A 19838-nucleotide genomic window follows, 5' to 3' on the forward strand; every position below is an offset into this window, starting at 1 on the left:
GCAGTTCTCCTCAGGCGATGGGAGCCCAAGGCTCCGATCTGATGTGCCCATGATGCGTCATGGGCAGGGGGGAAGCTGACAGGACCCCCGGCATTACCCCCTTCCGACAGACGCCGGGAACTCCTGTTCCGTTCCAGTAGTCGGTCAGGAAGGGACAATGTGTGCGGGATCACCAAGCGGGTGGAGCGGATGGAACGGATGAAAGTGGAAGAAAAGGTCGGCGTCGAGGGGCAGCATGCCCGCCCAGGCGTCGCCGTGAACCGTGCGATGACGAGCTTCAGCCCAGCGGACGAGGAGAAACAGCGCGGCGTGCGCCGTATGAAACTCACCGCCACCGGGCTCCTGCTGTTCGTGGCCGTGGTCTACATCCTCGCCAAGTGGGCCCAGAACTCCGGCGCCGGCCCCTGGGCGGGCTATGTCGCCGCCGCCTCCGAGGCCGGCATGGTCGGCGCGCTCGCCGACTGGTTCGCCGTCACCGCCCTCTTCCGCCACCCCCTCGGCATCCCCATCCCGCACACCGCGATCATCCCCACCAAGAAGGACCAGCTCGGCGTCTCCCTCGGCGAGTTCGTCGGCGAGAACTTCCTCTCCGAGGACGTCGTACGGCAGCGGCTGCGCGCCGTCGGCATCGGCAGCCGCCTCGGCGCCTGGCTCGCCGTCCCCGAGCACGCCGACCGGGTCACGGCGGAGCTCTCAACCGCCCTGCGGGGCGCCCTGACGGTCCTGCGCGACTCCGACGTCCAGGCCGTCGTCGGCGAGGCCATCACCCGGCGCGCCAACGCCCAGGAGATCGGCCCCGGCATCGGCAAGATGCTGGAGAAGGTCGTCGCCGACGGCGGCCACAAACGGGTCGTCGACCTCGTCGTCAACCGTGCGCACGACTGGCTGGTGCTGCACCGCGACGAGGTGATGGACGCCGTGGAGGGCGGCGCCCCCGGCTGGACGCCGAAGTTCGTCGACCGGAAGGTCGGCGAGCGGGTCTACCGGGAGCTGCTGCGCTTCGCCACCGAGATGCGCGACATGCCCGCCCACCCCGCGCGCGGCGCCCTCGACCGCTTCCTCACCGACTTCGCCTCCGACCTCCAGTCCGACACCGAGACCCGCGCCCGGGTCGAGCGGCTCAAGGGCGAGGTGCTGGGCCGCGGCGAGGTCCAGGACCTCATCGCCAGCGCCTGGACGGCCGTACGGTCCATGATCGTCGCCGCGGCGGAGGACGAGCGCAGCGAACTGCGGCTGCGCGTACGGTCCTCGCTGCTGTCGCTGGGTTCCCGGATGGCGGCCGAGCGCAAGGTGCAGGACAAGGTCGACCAGTGGGTGGAGGACGCGGCCGTGTACGTCGTCACGACCTACCGCAAGGAGATCACCTCCCTGATCACGGACACGGTGGCGAGCTGGGACGCCGAGCACACCACGAGGAAGATCGAGGCGAACATCGGCCGCGACCTCCAGTTCATCCGGATCAACGGCACGGTGGTCGGCTCGCTCGCGGGCCTGCTGATCTACACCGTGTCGCACGCGCTGGGGGCATGACTCCTGGCGTAAGAGAAGCCGGTCAGGGCACTCGCCCCGGGTTTCCGCTCGATGGGGAGGGAGCCCATGACCACTGCGCAGGCCGGGACCGGCCGAACCGTGACCACCGACATTCCCGCCCGCCTCGACCGCCTCCCGTGGTCGCGCTGGCACTGGACGATCGTCCTCGGCCTCGGCACCGTGTGGATCCTCGACGGCCTCGAAGTCACCGTCGTCGGCAACATCGCCAGCCGTCTGTCGGAGCCCGGCAGCGGACTGCCCATCACCTCCGGCCAGGTCACCGGCATGGCGGCGGCCCTGTATGTGGCCGGAGCCTGCACAGGAGCCCTGTTCTGGGGCCGCCTGACCGACAAGTGGGGCCGCAAGAAGCTCTTCATGATCACCCTGGCGGTGTATCTGGCGGCGACGGCGCTGACCTCCATCGCCTTCGACACCTGGTGGTTCTTCACCTTCCGCTTCCTCACCGGCTTCGGCATCGGCGGCGAGTACGCGGCCATCAACTCCGCGATCGACGAGCTGATCCCCAAGGAGTACCGCGGCCGCACCGACCTGATGATCAACGGCAGCTTCTGGCTGGGCGCGGTCGGCGGCTCCCTGCTGGCGATCGTCGCGCTGGACACCGACGTCTTCGCGGCGAACGTCGGATGGCGCCTGACCTTCGCGCTCGGCGCGGTCCTGGCCCTGGTGATCCTGCTGGTCCGCCGGCACGTCCCGGAGAGCCCCCGCTGGCTGCTGATCCACGGCCGCGACGACGAGGCGGAACGCATCGTCTCCTCCATCGAACGCAAGATCGAGGAGGAGCGGGGCGAGCCGCTGCCGCGCCCGGAGGGCGAGATCACCATCCACCAGCGCCGCAGCGTCTCCTTCCTGGAGATCGGCCGCACGGTCTTCTCCGACTACCGCCGCCGCGCGATCCTCGGCTTCTCCCTCTTCATCGGCCAGGCCTTCCTCTACAACGCCATCACCTTCGGCTTCGGCGCGATCCTGACGACGTTCTTCGACGTCCCGAGCGGCAACACCGGCTACTACTTCGCGGTCATCGCACTGGGCAACTTCTTCGGCCCGCTGCTCCTGGGCAAGCTCTTCGACACGGTGGGCCGCCGGATCATGATCTCCGGCACCTATCTGCTCTCCGGCCTGCTCCTCTTCGGCACGGCCTGGCTCTTCGACCAGGGCTCGCTGAGCGCGGACACGATGACGGCGTGCTGGTGCGCGGTCCTCTTCTTCGCCTCGGCGGGCGCGTCCAGCGCCTACCTGACGGTCTCCGAGGTCTTCCCGATGGAGACCCGCGCCATGTCCATCGCCTTCTTCTACGCCATCGGCACCGCCGCCGGCGGCATCAGCGGCCCGCTCCTCTTCGCCAAGCTCACGGAATCCGGTGTCGTCGGCGACACGGTCCTCGCCTTCCAGATCGGCGCGACCCTGATGTGCCTTGCCGGACTGGCGGCGGCGATCCTCGCGGTGAAGGCGGAACGCCGCTCCCTGGAGGACATCGCCAAGCCGCTGACAGCGGCGGCGGAGAAGGCGACGCCCACGGGCAGCGGTGGGGAAGGCGGCGGCCCCCAGGGCCCGGGCCCGGACGGGTCGAAGCAGGCGACGGCATAGCGGGCCACCGGCAGGCATCGGGGGCGTGGCTCCGGCCCGACCGGAACCACGCCCCCACGCTCACGTCCGCGCGGGACCGGGCCGCGTCACCCGGCTCGCCCGTACGTCCCCGTGCCCAGCAGCTCGGGCAGCGGGTTGACGAGGCCGCCGGACGGCGACTGCCGCTGGACCGAGGGCCCGGCCGGCCAGACCGCCGGGCAGTGGGTGCCCTTGCGCGGAGTCTTCAGGGTCACGAGGTAGGTGTCGATGGCGTCACGCGCGCACGGGCTCAGCCAGTAGTCACCGTGACCGACACCGTCGTACGTGAGGAACACGGCCTCGCGCCCGATCTGCTTCGCCGCGTTGGCGCCCCAGGAGTGCGGTGTGGCCGGGTCATACCGGCTGTTGGTCATCAGGATCGGCGGAGTGCCGTCGACATCGAGCCGCCGCTGCGGGTTGCTTACCTTGGACGGCCAGTCCTGGCAGCCGGTCTGGACGGTCCAGCCGAGCGTACTGAACCGGGTCACGGGAGCGAGCCGGCCGAGTTCGCGCTGGAAGCGGGCGAGGGTGCGGTACGAGGACACGCCGAAGTCGTAGTCCTGGCACATCACCGAGTTGAACGGATACTCCATCGGCTCCCCGTACTTCCGCACGGACCGTGCCGCCGCGGGGGCGCCGGCGTCCAGGTCGGCGAGAGCCTGAGCGAACCCGAACCAGCCGGCCGGGTCGTACATGTTGCCCAAGGCGGCGGACTGGAGGTCTTCAGGCGTGACCCTCTGGGGCGGGTCGCCCGGCTCGACCAGTTCACCGGCCTCGGCACGCTTGTAGAGCGTGTCGAACACGGCGCGGGCGTCCCGGTCGTGCAGCGCGCACGAAGGAGTGCGGGCGCACCAGTCGGCGAACTGGCCGTACGACTCCTCCACCCCGATGGTCTCGGTCTTCTGGAAGCCCCACGGGCCCAGGCTGTGGTCCATGTTGGAGTCGAGCGTCATCGCGCGGACGCGGTGCGGGTAGCGCTCGGCGTACTGCTGGCCGATCGCGGTGCCGTAGGAGACGCCGTAGTAGGTGATCCGCCGTTCGCCGAGACCGGCGCGGATCGCGTCCATGTCGCGGACGACGCTCCCGGTGTCCATGTGGTCGGCGAGCGGGCCCGTGAGGTCGCGGCAGTTCTCGCCGAGCGCGCGGTTGGCCTTGCGCAGGGCGGCGAAGGAGGAGGCGCTGTCCGGGTAGAGCAGCGCGTTCTGGGCGTTGATCCGGTCCTCGTCGCAGACCACCGGGTTGCTGCGGCCGACGCCACGCGGGTCGAAGCCCACGATGTCGAACCGCTCCAGCAGCTCGGGGGAGAAGCTGTCCGGCGCCATGAACGTGAAGTTCACCCCGGACCCCCCGGGCCCACCGGGGTTGACGAGCAGCGAACCGATTCTGCGGGCCGGGTCGGTGGCCCGGTGACGGGCGAGGGCCAGATCGAAGCGGGCACCGTTCGGCCGCTTCCAGTCCACGGGCACCTCGACGGTGGCGCACTCGAAGGAGCCCTCGCCCGAGGGCGACTCACAGGGCGCCCAGGCTATTCGACCGGGTAAGCCGGCTAAGGGCGTCTCGGCCTTGACCTCGGCCGCGGGCGCGGCGACCGCGGTCCCGGTCATCAACTGGCCGAACAGCGCGGTGACCAGCGCTCCGACGGCCAGTCTCCCGCGCCTCTTCACGCGCGGGACGGGTGGGGTGTTGGACGGCAAGGGTGTTCCTCCATGGATCAGGCGTTCACAGACTGATCACAGCCTTGCCTCAACTCCCGTGCCACACAAGGGACATGACGGCCACCCTGCGCCCCCCCCGGGCCGCTACCCGGCCCGCCCCCGCCGTCGCAGCATCAGCAGTCCCCCCGCCACGGCCGTGATCCCCGCCCCCGCGGCCAAGCCGACGACGTCCCCGGACCCCGTGGCGGCAAGGTCGTCACCCGCGACCGGGGACGCCGAGGCCTGCGGACGAACACCCCCGGCCCCATCGGACGCGACCGGACCCGGACTCGGCGCCGCGGACACGTCGGCCGCCCGCTCGCGAGTGAACGCCAGTGTCCCGAAACCCAGTTGGTCGAACCCGCCACTGTTGGGCCCGTAATCCCCACCCCCACCCTCGGGCGCGGCCTTGGCAGCCGCCCGCGTGAGGTACGACGCCGGCAACCCCCGTCGCTTGGTGTAGTGGTTGGCGATCATCGCCCAGATGGGCCGGGTCATCCCCGGATCCACAGCCGCCGCGCCGGAAGCCGTCTCACTCCCCGACCACCCGCCGATCGCCCCCTTGCTCCGCGTGTTGGCCGTGTACGGCACATCGCCCCCCAGGCTCCACTTGGCCACGTACTGCGCGCCCTTGAGGAACCGGCTGTCGTCGTACCCGTACAGATCGATGCCCTGGCTCCACGCCATCTCGCACACCGTGCCCATCAGCCCGACCCCGAGCAGCGCATGCCCCTGATCGCGCCCGGCCTCGACCCACTCGGCGAGCCCGTCGTCATGCACGACGGGAATGGCGTGCCGGACCGAGCCCATCCCCTCCCCGTGCTTGAAGTACTCCACGGCCCGCTCGACCTTGCCCCGGTCCTCGCAGAAGATCCCGGTGGCGAGCACACAGGCGACGGCCGTCAGATCCCAGTTGGGCCAGTAGTTGGTGACGACGGCGTTGTTGTGATGGCTCAGGAAGCTGTCACTGAGCGGCAGGAAGACCTCCGACAGCAGCTCCTGCGCCCGCCCGAGATCGAAGTCACCATGGTCACGTACGAGTTCCGCGGCGTTGGCGAACTGATAGCCGTACAGCCCCGCGGCCAGGAACCGGTCGGCCGAGCCCTGGATCGAGGTCAGCTTCCCCGACCAGGCGTTCAGGATCGCCACGGCGGTGTCGGCGTGCGCGTCCTCACCGCTGACGTGATACCGCAGGGCGTTCTGGTAGGCGGCGTGGATGTCGTTGTAGAGGGCCGCGTAGTTCTGGGGCGACCCCGACCCCCGGTACAACGTCGCCTGCGGATTCGCCTGCCAGCCGCTCTGCGCGTGCCGGTTGGCGGTGAGCTCGGCGAACCCGGCCGTGTAGGGCTTTGCGCCCGTCTTCACCTTGGCCGCCATACGGTCCAGGTCGGTCCGGGTGTGCAGCAGCCCCGGGTGGGCGAAGGGGGCGTCGGCGGCGGAGGCCGGGGGAGCGAGCGTGGCCGTACCCATACCGGCGGCGCCCGCCGCGCCCGCTGCTTTCAACATGCTCCGGCGGCTGATCTGTCGTGTCACGTCGTCGTACCTCAGCGTCGTAAGTCGCGTGTCTGTGGGGGACGACGAGGAGACGGCCCGCGGTGACGGCGATAACAAAAACTGCGGTACAGTTGATCTGCATCCGGTCGCCGGAACTCCGGCTGAGGGATCGTGCGTTGGTGGTCCAAGGAAAGACGCCCCGCTTCCTGCGGGGAAATGCAGGTGCAAGGCCTGCCCGGCGCTCCACACAAGAACCCGGCCCTGGGATTCAGGGCCGGGTTCTTTGCTGTACCTGCTGGTGGGCGCGTCAGTCGCGCCGGTCGGCCACGACCCAGGACGCCACGGCCACGGCTCCCGCCACGCCGAACACGGCGGGCCAGGCGCCCACCTTCCTGGCCAGCGGATGAGACCCGGCGAAGGCGGCGACATACGCGGCCGACAACGCCCCCGCGGCCACCCCGCCTGCCTGCTCCCGCCACTGCCGCGCCGCCGCCGCACCCGCGACCGCGAGCACGACCCCGCCGAGCGGCCGCTGCCTGGTCCAACGGGCCACGCCGTACCCGCCGACGAGCCCGCTCGCGGCGACCACCGCGCTGGGAACCTTCGCCATGTTCCTGCCTCCTGCTCTCACGAGAACCCGAGGCTAACTCCCCGCACGAGCGGTGCACGCGCCGGGGCGCGAGAACGGCGCGAAACCGAACATGAGTCGAGGCTTGTCAAGTTTCCTCGTCCGAGCTATATAAGAAGAAGCAACACATGTGGCATCGCGACACAGCGCCTGATGAGAGGAGAGACAGTGATGCTCATGCGCACGGACCCCTTCCGTGACCTCGACCGACTCACGCAGCAGGTCCTCGGCTCCGCCGCCCGCCCGTCGGCGATGGCGATGGACGCCTACCGCTCCGGGGACGACTTCCTCGTCCACCTGGACCTCCCCGGCATCGACCCCGAGACGATCGAGCTGGACATCGAACGCAACGTCCTGAGCGTGCGAGCCGAGCGCAGGTCCCCCGCCCCCGAGGGTGCGGAGCTGCTGGTCGCCGAACGTCCCACCGGCGTTTTCACCCGCCGGCTCTTCCTCGGCGACACGCTGGACACGGAGCGCATCGACGCGTCGTACGAGGCCGGCGTCCTGACCCTGCGCATCCCCGTGGCGGAGCAGGCCAAGCCGCGCCGTATCCAGATCGCGGGTGGCGACAGCCGCAAGCAGCTCAGCGGCTGACCCCACCCGAGCACCCACACAACCGAGGCAGCGTCCCGCGGGCGTCCCACCCGCGGGACGGTCACCCATGCACACCCCCCAGAGGAAAAGCCGCACATGACCGCCATGACGGTGCCCACCGATACGCTCACCACGAACCGACTGCTGGACGCGGTACAGGAGTCGGGCCAGTACCCCACCAGGGCCGAGGCGGAGCGTGTGACCCGTGTCGTCCTGTCCGCGCTCGGAGCCCATGTCACCGGCGACGAACGGGTCGACCTCGCCCGCGCCCTGCCCGAAGAGGCCGCCAGGCTGATCGCCTCCCAGATCCCGGTCACACAGCGGCTGACGGCCGCGGAGTTCGTCGACTCGATCGCCGCCCGTGCCGAGGGAGCCACCCCCGCCACGGCCCGCTGGGACGTCAGCTCGGTCCTCGGCGTGCTGCCGCCCCTGATCGGCGACGACCTGGTGACCCGCATCCTGGCCCAGCTACCGCCGGGCTACGCCCTGCTGTTCGGCCGAGCGGACCTGGGTCCGATGGCGTAGGACGGCGGTCGGCGTACGGCCGTGAGCCGGTGGTCCGCGTACGGCCCCGTACGCCGGTGGTCCGCTTACCGCTGTAAGCCGCTTGCGGCCGTAACTCCGCGGTCCGCTCACAGCCGCACCCCCGCAGCCCGCGCACGGCGGCCACCGCCAGGCCACGCAAAACGGCTGGCGGTGGCCGTCGGGGACGGGGAGGCTTGCCGGCCCGAGCTGTCACCGGAGGGAAGGCCAGTTGAAGACTCCCCACCCGAAAACCGTCCGCACCACGTCCGCGACCCTCACCACCCCCGACGGCACCCGCATCGCCCACCACGACCACCGCCCCGAGCGGGAATCCGCCACCCCCTTCCTCCTCCTGCACGGCCTGGCCGGCCACCAGGGCGAGTGGGACGCGGTCGCCGCCCGGCTCCTCTCCGACGGTCACCGCGTGGTGACGTACGACGCCCGAGGCCACGGCGCCAGCACCCGCACACCAGCGACCACCACCCGCGCGGCCCACGTCCAGGACGCCGTGACCCTGATCGAGGAACTGGCCCTGGCCCCCGTCACCCTGCTGGGCCAGTCCCTCGGCGGCCACACGGCGATGCTGCTGGCCGCCTCCCACCCCCACCTGGTCACATCCCTGATCCTGGTCGAAGCGGGACCGGCGGGCCCGAACCCGGAACTCCCCGCACAGATCGCGACCTGGCTGGACGGCTGGCCGACGCCGTTCGAGTCGTTGGAGGCCGCGGAGACCTTCCTGGGCCACGAGGCCTGGACGAGAACCCTGGAGCGGCGAGAAGACGGCTGGCACCCCACCTTCGACCGCGCCACGCTCATCTCGTCGGTCGCCGAACTGGCCACCACCGCCTACTGGCCCCAGTGGACACAGATCACCTGCCCGACCCTCCTCATCCAGGGCGAACACGGCACCATGCGCCCCGACGAGCCCACCACCATGCTCACCCGCCGCCCGGCCACCCACCTCACCCGCATCCCGGACGCGGCCCACGACGTCCACCTGGACCAGCCGGACCGCCTCCACGAGGCGATCAGAACCTTCCTCCTTGACCTCAAGTTTGGTTGAGGTCCTACGTTGATCGCGTCCAGACGACCAACGGAGGGCGAAGCACGCATGAGCACACGGACCGAGGACCTCAAGGAGTACTCCCGGGAGGAACTGGCCGCCCAGCCGATCGGCGCATGGACCGGCATGGCCTACCGCAGGGTGGTGGGAGCCATTCGCGCCCAACTGGCGGTCGAGGACCTCACCCAGCCCCACTGGTGGACCCTCAACCACGCGGCCGGCGCCCCCGGCACGTGGACCCGCACGACCCTGACCGCACGCCTGCTCCCGTACGACGACCTCGACACCGACTTCGACGCGGTCTACGACGACCTGGTCACCCGCGGCTGGCTCACCGAGGACGCCACCACCAGAACCATGACCCTGACCGAGCCGGGCGAGGCGGCCCGCCTCCGAGCCAGGGACCGCAACCTGCGCGTCCACCACCAGACCCACGAGAACATCGACCCGGCCGACTTCGTCACCACGATCAACGTCCTGCGCCGGATCGTCGCCAACCTCGGCGGCGACGGCAACCTCCCCGACAACGGGAAATAGTTCGACAGCCCCCGCCGCCCCAGCCATCCTGCGGAGCAGGATCACAGGGCGAACACACCCACGGGGGAGAACCGTTGCACCCGACCATCCGCCACATCACCTTCGACTGCACGGGAGAGCCGTACGAACTCGCCCGCTTCTGGAGCGAGCTGCTCGGCCACCCGATCTCCGCCATCGACGAACCCGGCGACTCGGAGGTACTCATCGAGGACCCGAACGGCCCGGGCCTGCTCTTCGTCCGGGTGGAGGAGGGCAAGGCGACCAAGAACCGTGTCCACTTCGACCTCAAACCCACGGGCCGCGCCCGCGCCGCCGAGGTCGAACGCGCCCTCACCCTGGGCGCCCGCCAACTGGCGGACCACACCCGCCCCGACGGCAAGGGCTGGGTCGTCATGGCGGACCCGGAGGGCAACGAGTTCTGCATCGAACGAGGCGAACTGGGCTAGCGGGCAGCCGGGGCAGCCGGGGCGGGCCACCCCGCTCACTCACTTGTGATCGCGCAGGAAAGCGGGGATCCCGTCGCGGGTCGGGTAGTCCGGCAGGGGTGCGGGCTTGTCCTGGAGGAATGCGGTGATGACGGCGGCGGCTCGGTCGTTGTTGTCGTCAAGGCCGTTCCACATGTGGTGTCCGACGCCAGGCATGTACTGCGTGCGCTGGATGGCGGGATCATGGGCGAGAACGGCGGTCGCCCATTGACGCACCTGGGACGAGCACTCGGCGATCATCAGCATCGCGGGGGTCTTGGAGCGCCTCAGCTGCGGGGCCAGGGCGGGTGAGTCCTTGATCGTCTGCTGGACGCGCAGGCTGGCGGCGGCGCTGAAGGAGAAGTTCCGCGCGGTGTCCTCGGTCGGGATGCGGTGCGCGTCGCGCGCGCAGTAGGCGGATGCGGTGTCGCTGCCGAGGTCGGCGGCGGTGAAGGCGTTGTCCCCCTCGGCCTGTCCGATCAGCCCGGTGTCGGGGGAGAGGAGCCCGAGCCGCATGAGGCCGAACGCGACGGCATACCGCGGGACATGCGTCGACCGCGGTCCGGTCATCGCCGGCGCGAGGTGGCGTGCGGTTGACCGGCCCTTGTGCCCGGCGATCCGCGCGGTCGGGCCGTCCATCGGGCCGGGATCGGCGATGATCGCCCGGTGCAGGCGTGCGGCGACACGAGGGTCCGCCAGGGCCCGGGTGAGCACGACCCCGCCCGAGGAGAATCCGAGGATGTCGACCTTGCCCTTGTCCAGGCGGTCGACGAAAGCGGCGAGGTCGCGGACCGACCTGGAGATCGCGTACTGGTCCATGGGGAGCAGGTCGCTTCGCCCGCCGCCAGCCTGTTCGTAGGCGTAAACGTCGTAGCCCTGTCGCGCCAGGAGCTGCAGGAACCGGTGGTCCTGAACCGAGATGCCGCGAACCGGCCCGCCGTTGATGTACACGAACGGAACGGGGTGCCTGGTAGCGGTTTTCGCGGGCGGGTAGTGATACACCGCGACCCGGCTGCCTGTGGCAAGGCTCCAGTGCTGTGTGGCCACGAACGGCAGGGCGGGCGGGTACCGCCGTGCCGTGGGCGCGGTCGGGACGCAGACCGACGCCGTCAACACTGCCGCGAGAACCACCGGCAGGAACGGCGCGAGCCGCGCTGCCCGGGTGCGACGTCGGCCCCGCCACAGCGCGGCGACACTCCCGATTCCAAGAGCCGTCAGCCATGCGGCGAGCCCCGAGCCCGCCCCGTCCGTGAGGACGATGGCGGCGAGAAAGACGACGACCAGCGTCGCGACGGCGGCCAGGGCCAGCAGTAATCGTCCGGTGACGCGGGCAAGACGTATGGCGAATGTGGGCATGACGGACCTCCGAAGTTTCCGAACCTTGTTTCAGAACGCTGTTTCAAAACGACGTTATCAAAGAAGGTAGGCTCTTCGTCATGGGTAGGCCGAGGACGAACGACGCGACCGTCAAAGCGCGACTCGTGGAGTGCGCGACCGAGCTGCTCGCCACCCGTCCGCAGGAGTCGGTCACCGTCCGCGCCGTGGCCGCGGCCGCCGAGACGTCAACGGCGGCGGTGTACTCCCTGTTCGGCGACAAGAAAGGCCTGATCGGAGCGGTACGCGACGAAGCCGTCGCCAGCCTGTTCCAGGCCGTGACAGCGGTGCCGACCTCCGAGGATCCCCTCGCCGACATCTACGCACTGGCCACCGCCTACCGACGATGGGGACGCGAACACAGTCACCTGTACTCGGTGTTGTTCGGCGGAGTGCAGTCCTTCACGCCGTCAGGGACGGTCGGTACCGGTGACCCCGTCCGGCCGCTCATCGCGGCGATTGACCGGGCCCTGACAGAGTCCGTCCTCGACGGCGATGCGACGTCGATCGCCGTCTCCCTCTGGGTGACTCTCCATGGGCTGGTGACACTCGAACTCGCCGGCGCCTTCGACGCCCCCACAGCAGAGGCCGCGTTCAGCTCGACGGTCCTCGCCACACTGCGTGGCTGGACGACACCCGCGGTCTTCCGCAGCCTTCGGCACGACGAACCCGCCCCCTGACCCACCCTCAGGGATGCGTTCGCACCCGGAGACGGAGCACTGCCACGCTCCCCTCATGGACCGAACCACAGGGCGACTTCACGGTTGCCAAGGTGGGTCGGTCGGCTGCTCCGTCGGGGCATCCAGGAGACCCGGTCCGGTTTGCCGCCGCGGAAGCGTCAAACCGGACCCGGGCCAGCCCCCCCCCGTGTATTTCGGCGTCAGCGGCGAGCAACGGCCAAGCTGACGACGTAGCGCTCCTCGACCGTCCCGTTCGGGAAGACGCCAGTCAGGAGATCCCGCTCCGCAGTCAAGAACGCCTTGGTGGCCTTCTCTCCGAGGACCAGGAAGTCGGAGTAGCTGGCAAGGTTCGCAAGGTGTGTATCGAGCGGGACGCTACGGGCCCAGGACACCTGGCGGGTAGTGAAGCCGAGTTCGGGTGGCAGGCCGCGGAATCGGGCCATCGGATCGGGTTCGCTGTCGTCGGCATCGAAGAGGCGGCGAAGGCGGGCGTCCTGGTCAGCTATCCAGGCGACCGTGCTGTCTGAGTCGTTCCACCAGAGAGCGAGCGCACCACCGGGGCGAAGTACTCGCAGTGCTTCCGGGACGGATTTGCGCTGGTCGGTCCAGTGCCAGGCTTGGGCATAGGTGAGGATGTCCACGGACTCGGAGGCAAGCGGCAGGTTGTTGCCGTCCCCGAGCACGAGAGGGACCTCGGGCAGTCGGAGGCGGAACTGGGAAGCCATTCCGGGACCGGGTTCCACTGCGATGACCTGTGCACCATGGGCATGGAGGAGAGCGGTCGCCAAACCGGTGCCAGCACCGATGTCCGCGATGCGGGCGCCATCTAAGGGCCGGTTGGCGAGTTCTTCGAGTGCGCTGAGCAGAGCCGGCGGATAGGACGGGCGGTTTGCGGCGTAGCTGGCGGCGGCCTTGTCGAAGGAACGGGCCTGAGAGGTAATGGTCATGCAATCATCCTCGTTGGCCGAAGGTGCCTGACACAGTGCTTTACTGCCGTTTTCCCGGCACCGACGCCTGCGGGGCGGCGGACCGCTGGTGTGGGATGTTGGGGGGCCTTTGCAGACCGCGAAGCGACGAAACGCCGCTCCCCACTCCTGCCCATGTGCGCGGAGGGCGCATTCCTGGCCGACTCCGACAGTCTCGGCGCAAGACTCCACACCGAGTCCAGACAACGCCTGGCCGCCGGCCGCCTCCCCTCTCCACGGAGGAGCTGGACTACCACCGCTACGCACTCACCGACATGCTGGACGACCTACGAGGCTGCCCGGCCTCCCTGGACGGGTGTACCTGATCACCCGCCTCCTGCAACGCGCCGCCGAACTGGCCCTGTTGACGGACGGCCACCGGCTCGGCGGCGGCAAATGGCTCTCCCGCCGACTGGCAGCCCCGCACCCCGGCCTGCACACCCGCCTGACGGAGGCCGCGTCGGCCGCACTCTCCAACCCGACGACCGAACCGGTCGCCTTCACGGCTGCGGTCGAGGAAATCCTGGACCGGGCCGGTGGCCCCCTCTGGACCGGCTACAGCCGCCGCTGACCACGACGGCCAACGGCCTCCCCCCCTCACCGCGGACCAGCAACCCGGCCACGGCCCTGCACCACTCCCCACCGTTCCCCGCCGCCCCACCCCTGGGCCGCCCGGCCGGGAAAAACCCCGCGGTGGAGGGGCGAGAGTCAAGAGTGAAGCGAAGCGCAATCGGCGGCAGCCGACGCCCGAAGGGCGCTCTTGACACTCGCCCCGGAGGCGCCAACCTCGGGAGAACCGGGCGGCCGTGAGTACACCCTGGCCAACCAGCAGTCCGAGGCGCTACGAAGAGACAAGATCTAGTTGGTGGTGACCAACCCGCCGCCAACACCTCCAACGGTGCCGATCGCTGCGCCGATGACAGCTGCCACTCCTGCGTCCATGGCACGGCATTAGATCGCGGGGCGAAGCAGGGAGTCCAGATGATCCCGCAATCGCCCGCATCCACGAGATAGGCCCTGGTCCCGGGGAGGGATCAGCGCAGTGGGCGACGAAAGGTGATCCCCAACGCGGACTCGGCGGTCACATCACGCCAGCTACGGCACTTACAAAGCAGCGCCACGCCTCGGTCCCGACGGAGACGACAGGCCCCCTTGCGGTCTTGGAATCGCGTATGAGCGTGACGTTGGTGATGTGGGCACACTCCACACACTCGGTGGTGTTGCCGCCGCTGTAAGACGACTTGAACCACCTGAGGCCGGAGGCTATCTGGGGGCCAGCGGACATTCAGAGCTCCTTGCGGGCGCGATGGATCAGGGCGGAGGAAGCCTCCATGTCCAACGCTTGTGCGCGGAGGTACTCGAACGCAAGTCTGTATCGCTCCAGTTCCGCTTCCTTCTCCAGGAACAGCGAGCCCGTGTGGAAGTCGACGTACACGACGTCGAGGGCCGGTTCAGGACCGCCGATGATGACAAAGCTCCCTAGCGCTGCGGCGTGGGCTCCCTTGGAGAACGGCAGCACCTGGAGCGTGATGTGCGGGGACGCGTTGGCTTCGAGCAGCCGGTCGAGCTGCTCCCTCATGACCGCCGGCGACCCGACAACGCGGCGGACCACCGATTCATCAAGGATCGCCCACAGGTGCAACGGTTTCGAACGGGACAGCAACTCCTGTCGCTTCATGCGGATGTCGACCAACCGCTCGATCTCTGCTGACTCCAAGGGCACTTCATTGGCTTCCTGGAGTGCCGTGCTGTAGGCACGCGTCTGCAGAAGCCCGGGGACGTAGACGCAGCAGAAGTGGTTCTCACGAACGGCTTCGTCCTCAAGGGTGAGCAGCAGGTTCATGCTCTCCGGGATGGAGTCGGCGAAGGAGCTCCACCAGCCCTGCTCCTTGGCGTTCTTAGCGAGGTTGACGACTGCTCGCCGCTCGGAGTCAGTTGCTCCATACTCACGGCAGAGCGCGTCGACGACGATCCACTTGACCGGTCCGGCCGTGGTCTCGTACCTGCTGACGGTCGCCTTCGAGACGCCGACCAGGCTCCCTGCTTCCTCAAGCGTCATTCCCGTGCGGGAGCGCAACTTGCGCATGGTGGCGCCGAGCTGGCGGCGTCGTGTCGTGCTCCGTTCGGGCATGTGGCTCCTTCGCCATGTGCCGGGCCTCAGCCCGGAGGACGCCCATCAGGCTAGGTAGTGGTGAACCGGGCTCACTACCGGATTCACCCGATAGATTCTCATGAGAAGTTACACAGAGAGATTTCTCTGTGCCATGCTCTCCTCAGTCGCTACGCAGCGCAGTCGTACAGATACGGCAAGTTCTAAGCGCCGCGTGGCCAGGGAGGGAGAAGTGGTCATGCCCGGCTACGAAGCCACGCAGCCTCAAGCGCGCTGTGTTCTGCCCTTTGAAGCAGCGCCGGCGGAAGTGCGCCTGCTGAGAAGAGCAGCCGCCCAGCAGCTCAAGCGCTGGGGCATGGTCATCGCCGCTGATGACGCTGAACTTCTCGTTACGGAGCTGGCCACCAATGTCGTGAAGCATGTTGGTGAAGGAGTGTCGGCAGCCCTGATCCTTGAGAGGAAGGGCGAGCGACTACGCCTCGAAGTGCACGACCAGAGCCCGGTCGTGCCTGTTGACAGGACCGCAGGATGCGGTGATGAGTCTGGTCGTGGCCTGCGTCTGCTCGCGGCCATGGCTGTGGACTGGGGCACAGTGCTGACTGCGGCGGGCAAGGCGGTCTGGTGCGAGATTCCGCTTACCGACGGGCGCAGGTGCCGAAGGGTCGAGCGCGCTGTGGAGGTGCTCGAGAACTATGAGAAGGTCGCGTGCCTGCTTAGCCAACCCGGACGAGGGCGAGAGGTGAGTCTCGTCGAGTCGGCGGTGGAGCTGATCGCTGATCTGCTCCACTGGACTACTGCTCGTGGCCACGATCCGGACGACATTCTCGACCGCGCTCAGATGCACTATGAGGCTGTGTCGGAAGCTGCCTGACAGGGCGGAGGTCTTCGAGCACCGGCAGGAGCCCACTTCAGCGACCTCGGAGCCCGACCTTCAGCGAGTTCGTGAACCTCGATCATCGGAGGCTGCGGCGTCGAGAACGGCGATGATCCGGGCTGCGGCCTTGTCTGGGTCCTCGTGCTCCCACACGCGGATGACAGACCAGCCTGCCGCCGTAAGGGCTGCGTCAGCGGCCCTGTCCCGGGCCACATTGCGCTCCAGCTTCGGCCCCCAGTAGCCACCATTTACACCAGGCTGTCGGCCATGCTCGGGGCAGCAGTGCCAGAAACAGCCGTCGACGAACACAGCCACTCGCGCACGTGTAAAAGCAATGTCCGGCCGTGGGCGCGCGCCCTCCAACTGCAGACGGTAATCAACGCGGTACCGCTTCCCCGCAGCGTGGAGCAGTGACCGGATGATCCGCTCGGGCTTGGTGTCCCGCCGCTTGATCGCAGCCATGTTGCGTGAGCGGCCAGGCGTCGGCGGCGTCGGCGTTGCGGGATCAGGGCTAGAGCTCATCGCGTCCACCGTAGCCCTAGTGTCAGACCCACAGTGTTTGATGGGTCAGGATGGTAGACCTGTGCAAGACAGACATGGAGGTATGAGCGTGGCTGATCTGTCCGCCGTGGAGATCTGCGCGGGCGCTGGGGGCCAGTCGCTCGGCCTTGAGCTGGCAGGTTTCGATCACGCCGTCGCCGTCGAGCTCGACGAGAACGCCGTCAACACCCTTCGCGCGAACCGCGACTGGAAGGTGGTGCACGGTGACGTTGCCGACGAGGACCTCTGGAAACCAGGCAAATACGTCGATATTGACCTCCTTGCGGGTGGGGTGCCATGCCCTCCGTTTTCGATTGCCGGTAAGCAGCTCGGTGCAACCGATGAGCGTGACCTCTTCGCATGGGCCGTTGAACTGGCTGGCAAGATGAAGCCCCGGGCGCTCCTTCTTGAAAACGTACGCGGCCTCTCAATGCCTCGCTTCTCTGCCTACCGTCAGCATGTGAAAGATCGCCTGAGAGACCTCGGCTACTGGTCCGACTGGAAACTCTTTCATGCAAATAACTTCGGCGTCCCTCAGTTGCGGCCGCGTTTCGTCCTCGTCGCCATGCGTCATGAAGATGCCCAATGGTTCAACTGGCCTGAAGAAAAGCCCACAACGGAAACCGTTGGAACGGCGCTGCAGGACATGATGGCTGCTAAAGGCTGGTTGGGTGCCGAAGCTTGGGTGAAAAAGGCGAACGACATCGCCCCCACCATTGTTGGCGGCTCAAAAAAGCATGGTGGCGCGGACCTTGGGCCAACTCGCGCTAAAGCGGCTTGGCGTAACCTCGGCGTAGACGCAATGGGAGTTGCCGACGCACCGCCGGATAGGTCGGCCCCAGTGGATTTTCTGCCGAAGCTCACCACGGAGATGGTGGCTCGCATCCAAGGCTGGGGTAAGGAGCGTGACTATGAGTGGGAGTTCACGGGACGCAAGACGACCAGGTATCGCCAAATCGGCAACGCATTCCCGCCACCCGTGGCACGTGCGATTGGCGCTTCCATCGCCAATGCGTTGAACCGCAAGGGCGAGCCAAAGCAACTGGCCGAAGTCGAGAACGAAGTTATGCATGACGGGCTCTACTTGGCCTTGAAGAACGCGTCAACTGCGTTGACGGAGAAAGAGCTGGTGCGGCTCGCTGGTGAGAAGATGGACTCTCTTGCCTTCGAGCGTCGGATGGCCCTGCTGGCGCGGGACTTCGTGATCGACGAGGATGATCAGCTCGGAGGTCGTGCGTACCGGCTCGCGGGCTTCAAGGGATTCACAGGCCAGGAAGACCACGACAGGCACGCACGTTTCGCTGAGTTGCGATCCCGAATCAGCTAGCCGCGCCATGTCGGCAAGTGGGACCTGCTGCTAGATCGCCAGATCGAGCGGCAGGTCACTGATGTCGCGCAGGCGTTTACCGGTAACGAGGGTGTTGAGCATGCTGACTGCCTCGTCGTTATCCGTTTCGTGGACCGCTTTGATTAGCTCCGGCAGGGCGAAGTGATACACGGTGTCGATATCACCTGTGCCAAGCGCTAGCGATGCCAGCCGAGAGGGTGAGGGTTCTCCGGTGACAACGGCGATGTGGGGAGTGCGTCCCTTCCGGTTTCGGATTACGTTAAGGGCCTCCGAGCGCGCATTCTGAGCGCGGTCACTGCGAAGCGTCCACTTGCAGGAAACTATGGCGTGGACAATGGGGCGGTCCTGATTGGCCATCCTGATGACGGCGTATCGGCCAGACTCCGAGTCCAGCAGATCGGAATCGCGATTGATATTCTCGTCTGATTCAGGCTTTCGGAGTATCAGAATGTCCGGGCTGATCTCGTAGGAATTCCCCAGTACCGAGGCGAGATTCCTGTCGTTCTCAATTGCGTTCGCGAGGTCAGCTAGGTGCGTGTAGGGCTCGTACCTGGAAATCTGGTATTCGGCTCGGGAGCCGCCGACATTCTCGATGCTCCAGTCACCCGGGCGGAGAGACTGAAATAGGGGAAAAGTGTCTGATAGGAACCCCTCGACGGCCTCTTCGAACTGCTTTCCAACTCGCTGCCCGGTGAGTTTCTTGGGAATAGTCCCTGCGGAGAGATCCTTTGCGATGCTTAGCCCGATGCTCACGCTAGTCTTTTGACCGCTGTCAGCATTTGAGGCCACGCCGTCAGGGGACAGGGAAAGGGTGTACTTCTCGATAAGGTCATCGTGGAAGTTCTTCCTGGCTGCCGTAAGTGCCGCTGTCACGTGAGGAGGACTCCTAACTCAAGCTGCCGGAGCTGGTCTGCAAGTAGGCGATGAGATCCTCCTGCTCCTTGTGCGTGAGGACCCGAGCTAGATCGTAGACACGGTCAAGCTCTGAACGAGTGCGTTCCGCTCGCTGCAGCCAACTGAGTAGCGTTTGCTTATTTCCTCGGCTCAGGCGCCGGACCTGTGCTAGTACCTCGTCGTACTGCCAGGGATCGGGAACCTCGTCTCGAACTGGCTCGTTGCACCGTGCACACTCGGTACGCCAGTTGTCGATGTCGTCGGCCGCTCTGCGCGCCCTCAGACGTTCCTGCGGCACTCGATGCCCGATGGTGAGCCGGGCCTTACTGTCGGGCTCACCTGGGTAGGACTCCCCGGCCGCGGCTCCGCAGACAACACAGCGTCCGCCGTCGCGGCCTATGACATCGCGCCGTACGCGAGCTGATGGCGCGAATCGTTTGTGAGCTAGACGATCCTCGTCGAGCCAGTACCGAGCCCCCTTTGCCTGAAGCCGATACTCGTCTGTTCCCAGCGAGCCGTCATCCTTGTACGAAGGGATGACCCATCCCACTGAGCGCAGGGTGCGGAGACGGCGATTGAGGTGCTCGGACTTGCCGACGATGTCAGAGCCCAGAGCATCGCGGAGCTCGTTCATCGTGAATATTTCGCCAATTTCCTTGTTGAACCAGAGCCAGGCTGCTAGGCGCCGTTCTTGACCAAACGGACTGTTCCGGGTGCCTGGCTGGACTGTGAGCTCCCACCAAGGTGTTCCATCTGGGGCTATCGGCCCGTCGTTTGCGCTGGCGTCCATGCTGCGGAGTATGGCCGGCCTGTTGGATCATTACCCAAGGGTTCAGGCTGGCGGGTTTGGCCCGATTGCGGCGGCCACTTCAGCGAGAAGCGACTTGACCTCCGCCCCCCA

The 19838-nt window shown here is 67.6% G+C and carries 21 protein-coding genes; 11 read left to right on the forward strand and 10 right to left on the reverse strand.

Annotated elements, in window-relative coordinates:
- Positions 1-189 precede the first annotated feature (189 nt).
- Together OG542_RS25260 and OG542_RS25265 are read left to right on the forward strand one after the other, a co-directional pair.
- Positions 190-1530, forward strand: coding sequence for a DUF445 domain-containing protein (locus OG542_RS25260; protein WP_385867382.1), 1341 nt, complete (start codon positions 190-192; stop codon positions 1528-1530).
- A gap of 66 nt (positions 1531-1596) precedes the next feature.
- Positions 1597-3135: an MFS transporter gene (locus tag OG542_RS25265; protein WP_328413757.1), complete on the forward strand. Its 1539-nt coding sequence runs from the start codon at positions 1597-1599 to the stop codon at positions 3133-3135.
- Between the two features lie 86 nt (positions 3136-3221).
- Here the strand turns inward: OG542_RS25265 and OG542_RS25270 are convergent, their stop codons facing one another.
- The 3 genes from OG542_RS25270 to OG542_RS25280 form a co-directional block, all read right to left on the reverse strand.
- Complete coding sequence (locus tag OG542_RS25270) at positions 3222-4847, reverse strand: alpha/beta hydrolase (RefSeq protein ID WP_328413758.1); 1626 nt, start codon at positions 4845-4847, stop codon at positions 3222-3224.
- A 105-nt stretch (positions 4848-4952) separates the two neighbouring features.
- Entirely contained in the window at positions 4953-6353 is a 1401-nt protein-coding gene (locus tag OG542_RS25275; protein WP_328413759.1) for an alginate lyase family protein, read from the reverse strand.
- A 295-nt stretch (positions 6354-6648) separates the two neighbouring features.
- On the reverse strand, positions 6649-6951 hold the full coding sequence (locus tag OG542_RS25280; RefSeq protein WP_311125926.1) for a hypothetical protein: 303 nt from the start codon (positions 6949-6951) through the stop codon (positions 6649-6651).
- A 189-nt stretch (positions 6952-7140) separates the two neighbouring features.
- Between OG542_RS25280 and OG542_RS25285 the strand changes: the two genes are divergently transcribed.
- The 5 genes from OG542_RS25285 to OG542_RS25305 all read left to right on the forward strand — a co-directional run bounded on the left by OG542_RS25285 (position 7141) and on the right by OG542_RS25305 (position 10134).
- Positions 7141-7563 carry an Hsp20/alpha crystallin family protein gene (locus OG542_RS25285; RefSeq protein WP_311125925.1) on the forward strand — a complete coding sequence of 141 codons (423 nt, stop codon included), beginning with the start codon at positions 7141-7143 and terminating at the stop codon, positions 7561-7563.
- 96 nt (positions 7564-7659) lie between these two features.
- Positions 7660-8088 (forward strand): DUF2267 domain-containing protein, encoded by a 429-nt coding sequence (locus OG542_RS25290; protein ID WP_328413760.1) that lies wholly within the window; start codon positions 7660-7662, stop codon positions 8086-8088.
- A 229-nt stretch (positions 8089-8317) separates the two neighbouring features.
- Positions 8318-9151 (forward strand): alpha/beta fold hydrolase, encoded by an 834-nt coding sequence (locus tag OG542_RS25295; protein WP_328413761.1) that lies wholly within the window; start codon positions 8318-8320, stop codon positions 9149-9151.
- Positions 9152-9199: 48 nt separating this feature from the next.
- Positions 9200-9688 carry a MarR family transcriptional regulator gene (locus tag OG542_RS25300; protein WP_328413762.1) on the forward strand — a complete coding sequence of 163 codons (489 nt, stop codon included), beginning with the start codon at positions 9200-9202 and terminating at the stop codon, positions 9686-9688.
- Between the two features lie 74 nt (positions 9689-9762).
- A complete protein-coding gene (locus OG542_RS25305) occupies positions 9763-10134 on the forward strand; it encodes a VOC family protein (RefSeq protein WP_328413763.1) in 372 nt (123 codons plus the stop codon).
- 39 nt (positions 10135-10173) lie between these two features.
- Here OG542_RS25305 and OG542_RS25310 read toward each other — a convergent pair whose 3' ends face one another.
- The gene (locus OG542_RS25310; RefSeq protein ID WP_328413764.1) at positions 10174-11508 is read right to left on the reverse strand and encodes an alpha/beta hydrolase; all 1335 of its coding nucleotides are present in this window, start codon (positions 11506-11508) and stop codon (positions 10174-10176) included.
- A gap of 80 nt (positions 11509-11588) precedes the next feature.
- Between OG542_RS25310 and OG542_RS25315 the strand changes: the two genes are divergently transcribed.
- The gene (locus OG542_RS25315) at positions 11589-12206 is read left to right on the forward strand and encodes a TetR-like C-terminal domain-containing protein (RefSeq protein WP_328413765.1); all 618 of its coding nucleotides are present in this window, start codon (positions 11589-11591) and stop codon (positions 12204-12206) included.
- Between the two features lie 200 nt (positions 12207-12406).
- Here the strand turns inward: OG542_RS25315 and OG542_RS25320 are convergent, their stop codons facing one another.
- On the reverse strand, positions 12407-13153 hold the full coding sequence (locus tag OG542_RS25320; protein WP_328413766.1) for a class I SAM-dependent methyltransferase: 747 nt from the start codon (positions 13151-13153) through the stop codon (positions 12407-12409).
- Between the two features lie 334 nt (positions 13154-13487).
- Between OG542_RS25320 and OG542_RS25325 the strand changes: the two genes are divergently transcribed.
- Complete coding sequence (locus tag OG542_RS25325) at positions 13488-13742, forward strand: hypothetical protein (RefSeq protein WP_328413767.1); 255 nt, start codon at positions 13488-13490, stop codon at positions 13740-13742.
- 510 nt (positions 13743-14252) lie between these two features.
- Here OG542_RS25325 and OG542_RS25330 read toward each other — a convergent pair.
- Both OG542_RS25330 and OG542_RS25335 read right to left on the reverse strand, forming a co-directional pair.
- Entirely contained in the window at positions 14253-14456 is a 204-nt protein-coding gene (locus tag OG542_RS25330) for a DUF397 domain-containing protein (protein WP_328413768.1), read from the reverse strand.
- Positions 14457-15302 (reverse strand): helix-turn-helix domain-containing protein, encoded by an 846-nt coding sequence (locus tag OG542_RS25335; protein ID WP_328413769.1) that lies wholly within the window; start codon positions 15300-15302, stop codon positions 14457-14459.
- Between the two features lie 217 nt (positions 15303-15519).
- Between OG542_RS25335 and OG542_RS25340 the strand changes: the two genes are divergently transcribed.
- Positions 15520-16152, forward strand: a complete 633-nt coding sequence (locus tag OG542_RS25340) for an ATP-binding protein (RefSeq protein ID WP_328413770.1) — start codon at positions 15520-15522, stop codon at positions 16150-16152.
- Positions 16153-16212: 60 nt separating this feature from the next.
- Here the strand turns inward: OG542_RS25340 and OG542_RS25345 are convergent, their stop codons facing one another.
- Positions 16213-16677 carry a very short patch repair endonuclease gene (locus OG542_RS25345; protein WP_328413771.1) on the reverse strand — a complete coding sequence of 155 codons (465 nt, stop codon included), beginning with the start codon at positions 16675-16677 and terminating at the stop codon, positions 16213-16215.
- An 82-nt stretch (positions 16678-16759) separates the two neighbouring features.
- Between OG542_RS25345 and OG542_RS25350 the strand changes: the two genes are divergently transcribed.
- Positions 16760-18022, forward strand: coding sequence for a DNA cytosine methyltransferase (locus OG542_RS25350; RefSeq protein WP_328413772.1), 1263 nt, complete (start codon positions 16760-16762; stop codon positions 18020-18022).
- Between the two features lie 30 nt (positions 18023-18052).
- Here the strand turns inward: OG542_RS25350 and OG542_RS25355 are convergent, their stop codons facing one another.
- Positions 18053-18916, reverse strand: a complete 864-nt coding sequence (locus tag OG542_RS25355) for an NgoMIV family type II restriction endonuclease (protein WP_328413773.1) — start codon at positions 18914-18916, stop codon at positions 18053-18055.
- Between the two features lie 13 nt (positions 18917-18929).
- Positions 18930-19727, reverse strand: a complete 798-nt coding sequence (locus tag OG542_RS25360; protein WP_328413774.1) for an HNH endonuclease — start codon at positions 19725-19727, stop codon at positions 18930-18932.
- Between the last annotated feature and the right edge of the window lie 111 nt (positions 19728-19838).

It is taken from the genome of Streptomyces violaceus, assembly GCF_036014075.1.
Classification (GTDB): Bacteria; Actinomycetota; Actinomycetes; order Streptomycetales; family Streptomycetaceae; genus Streptomyces; species Streptomyces violaceus.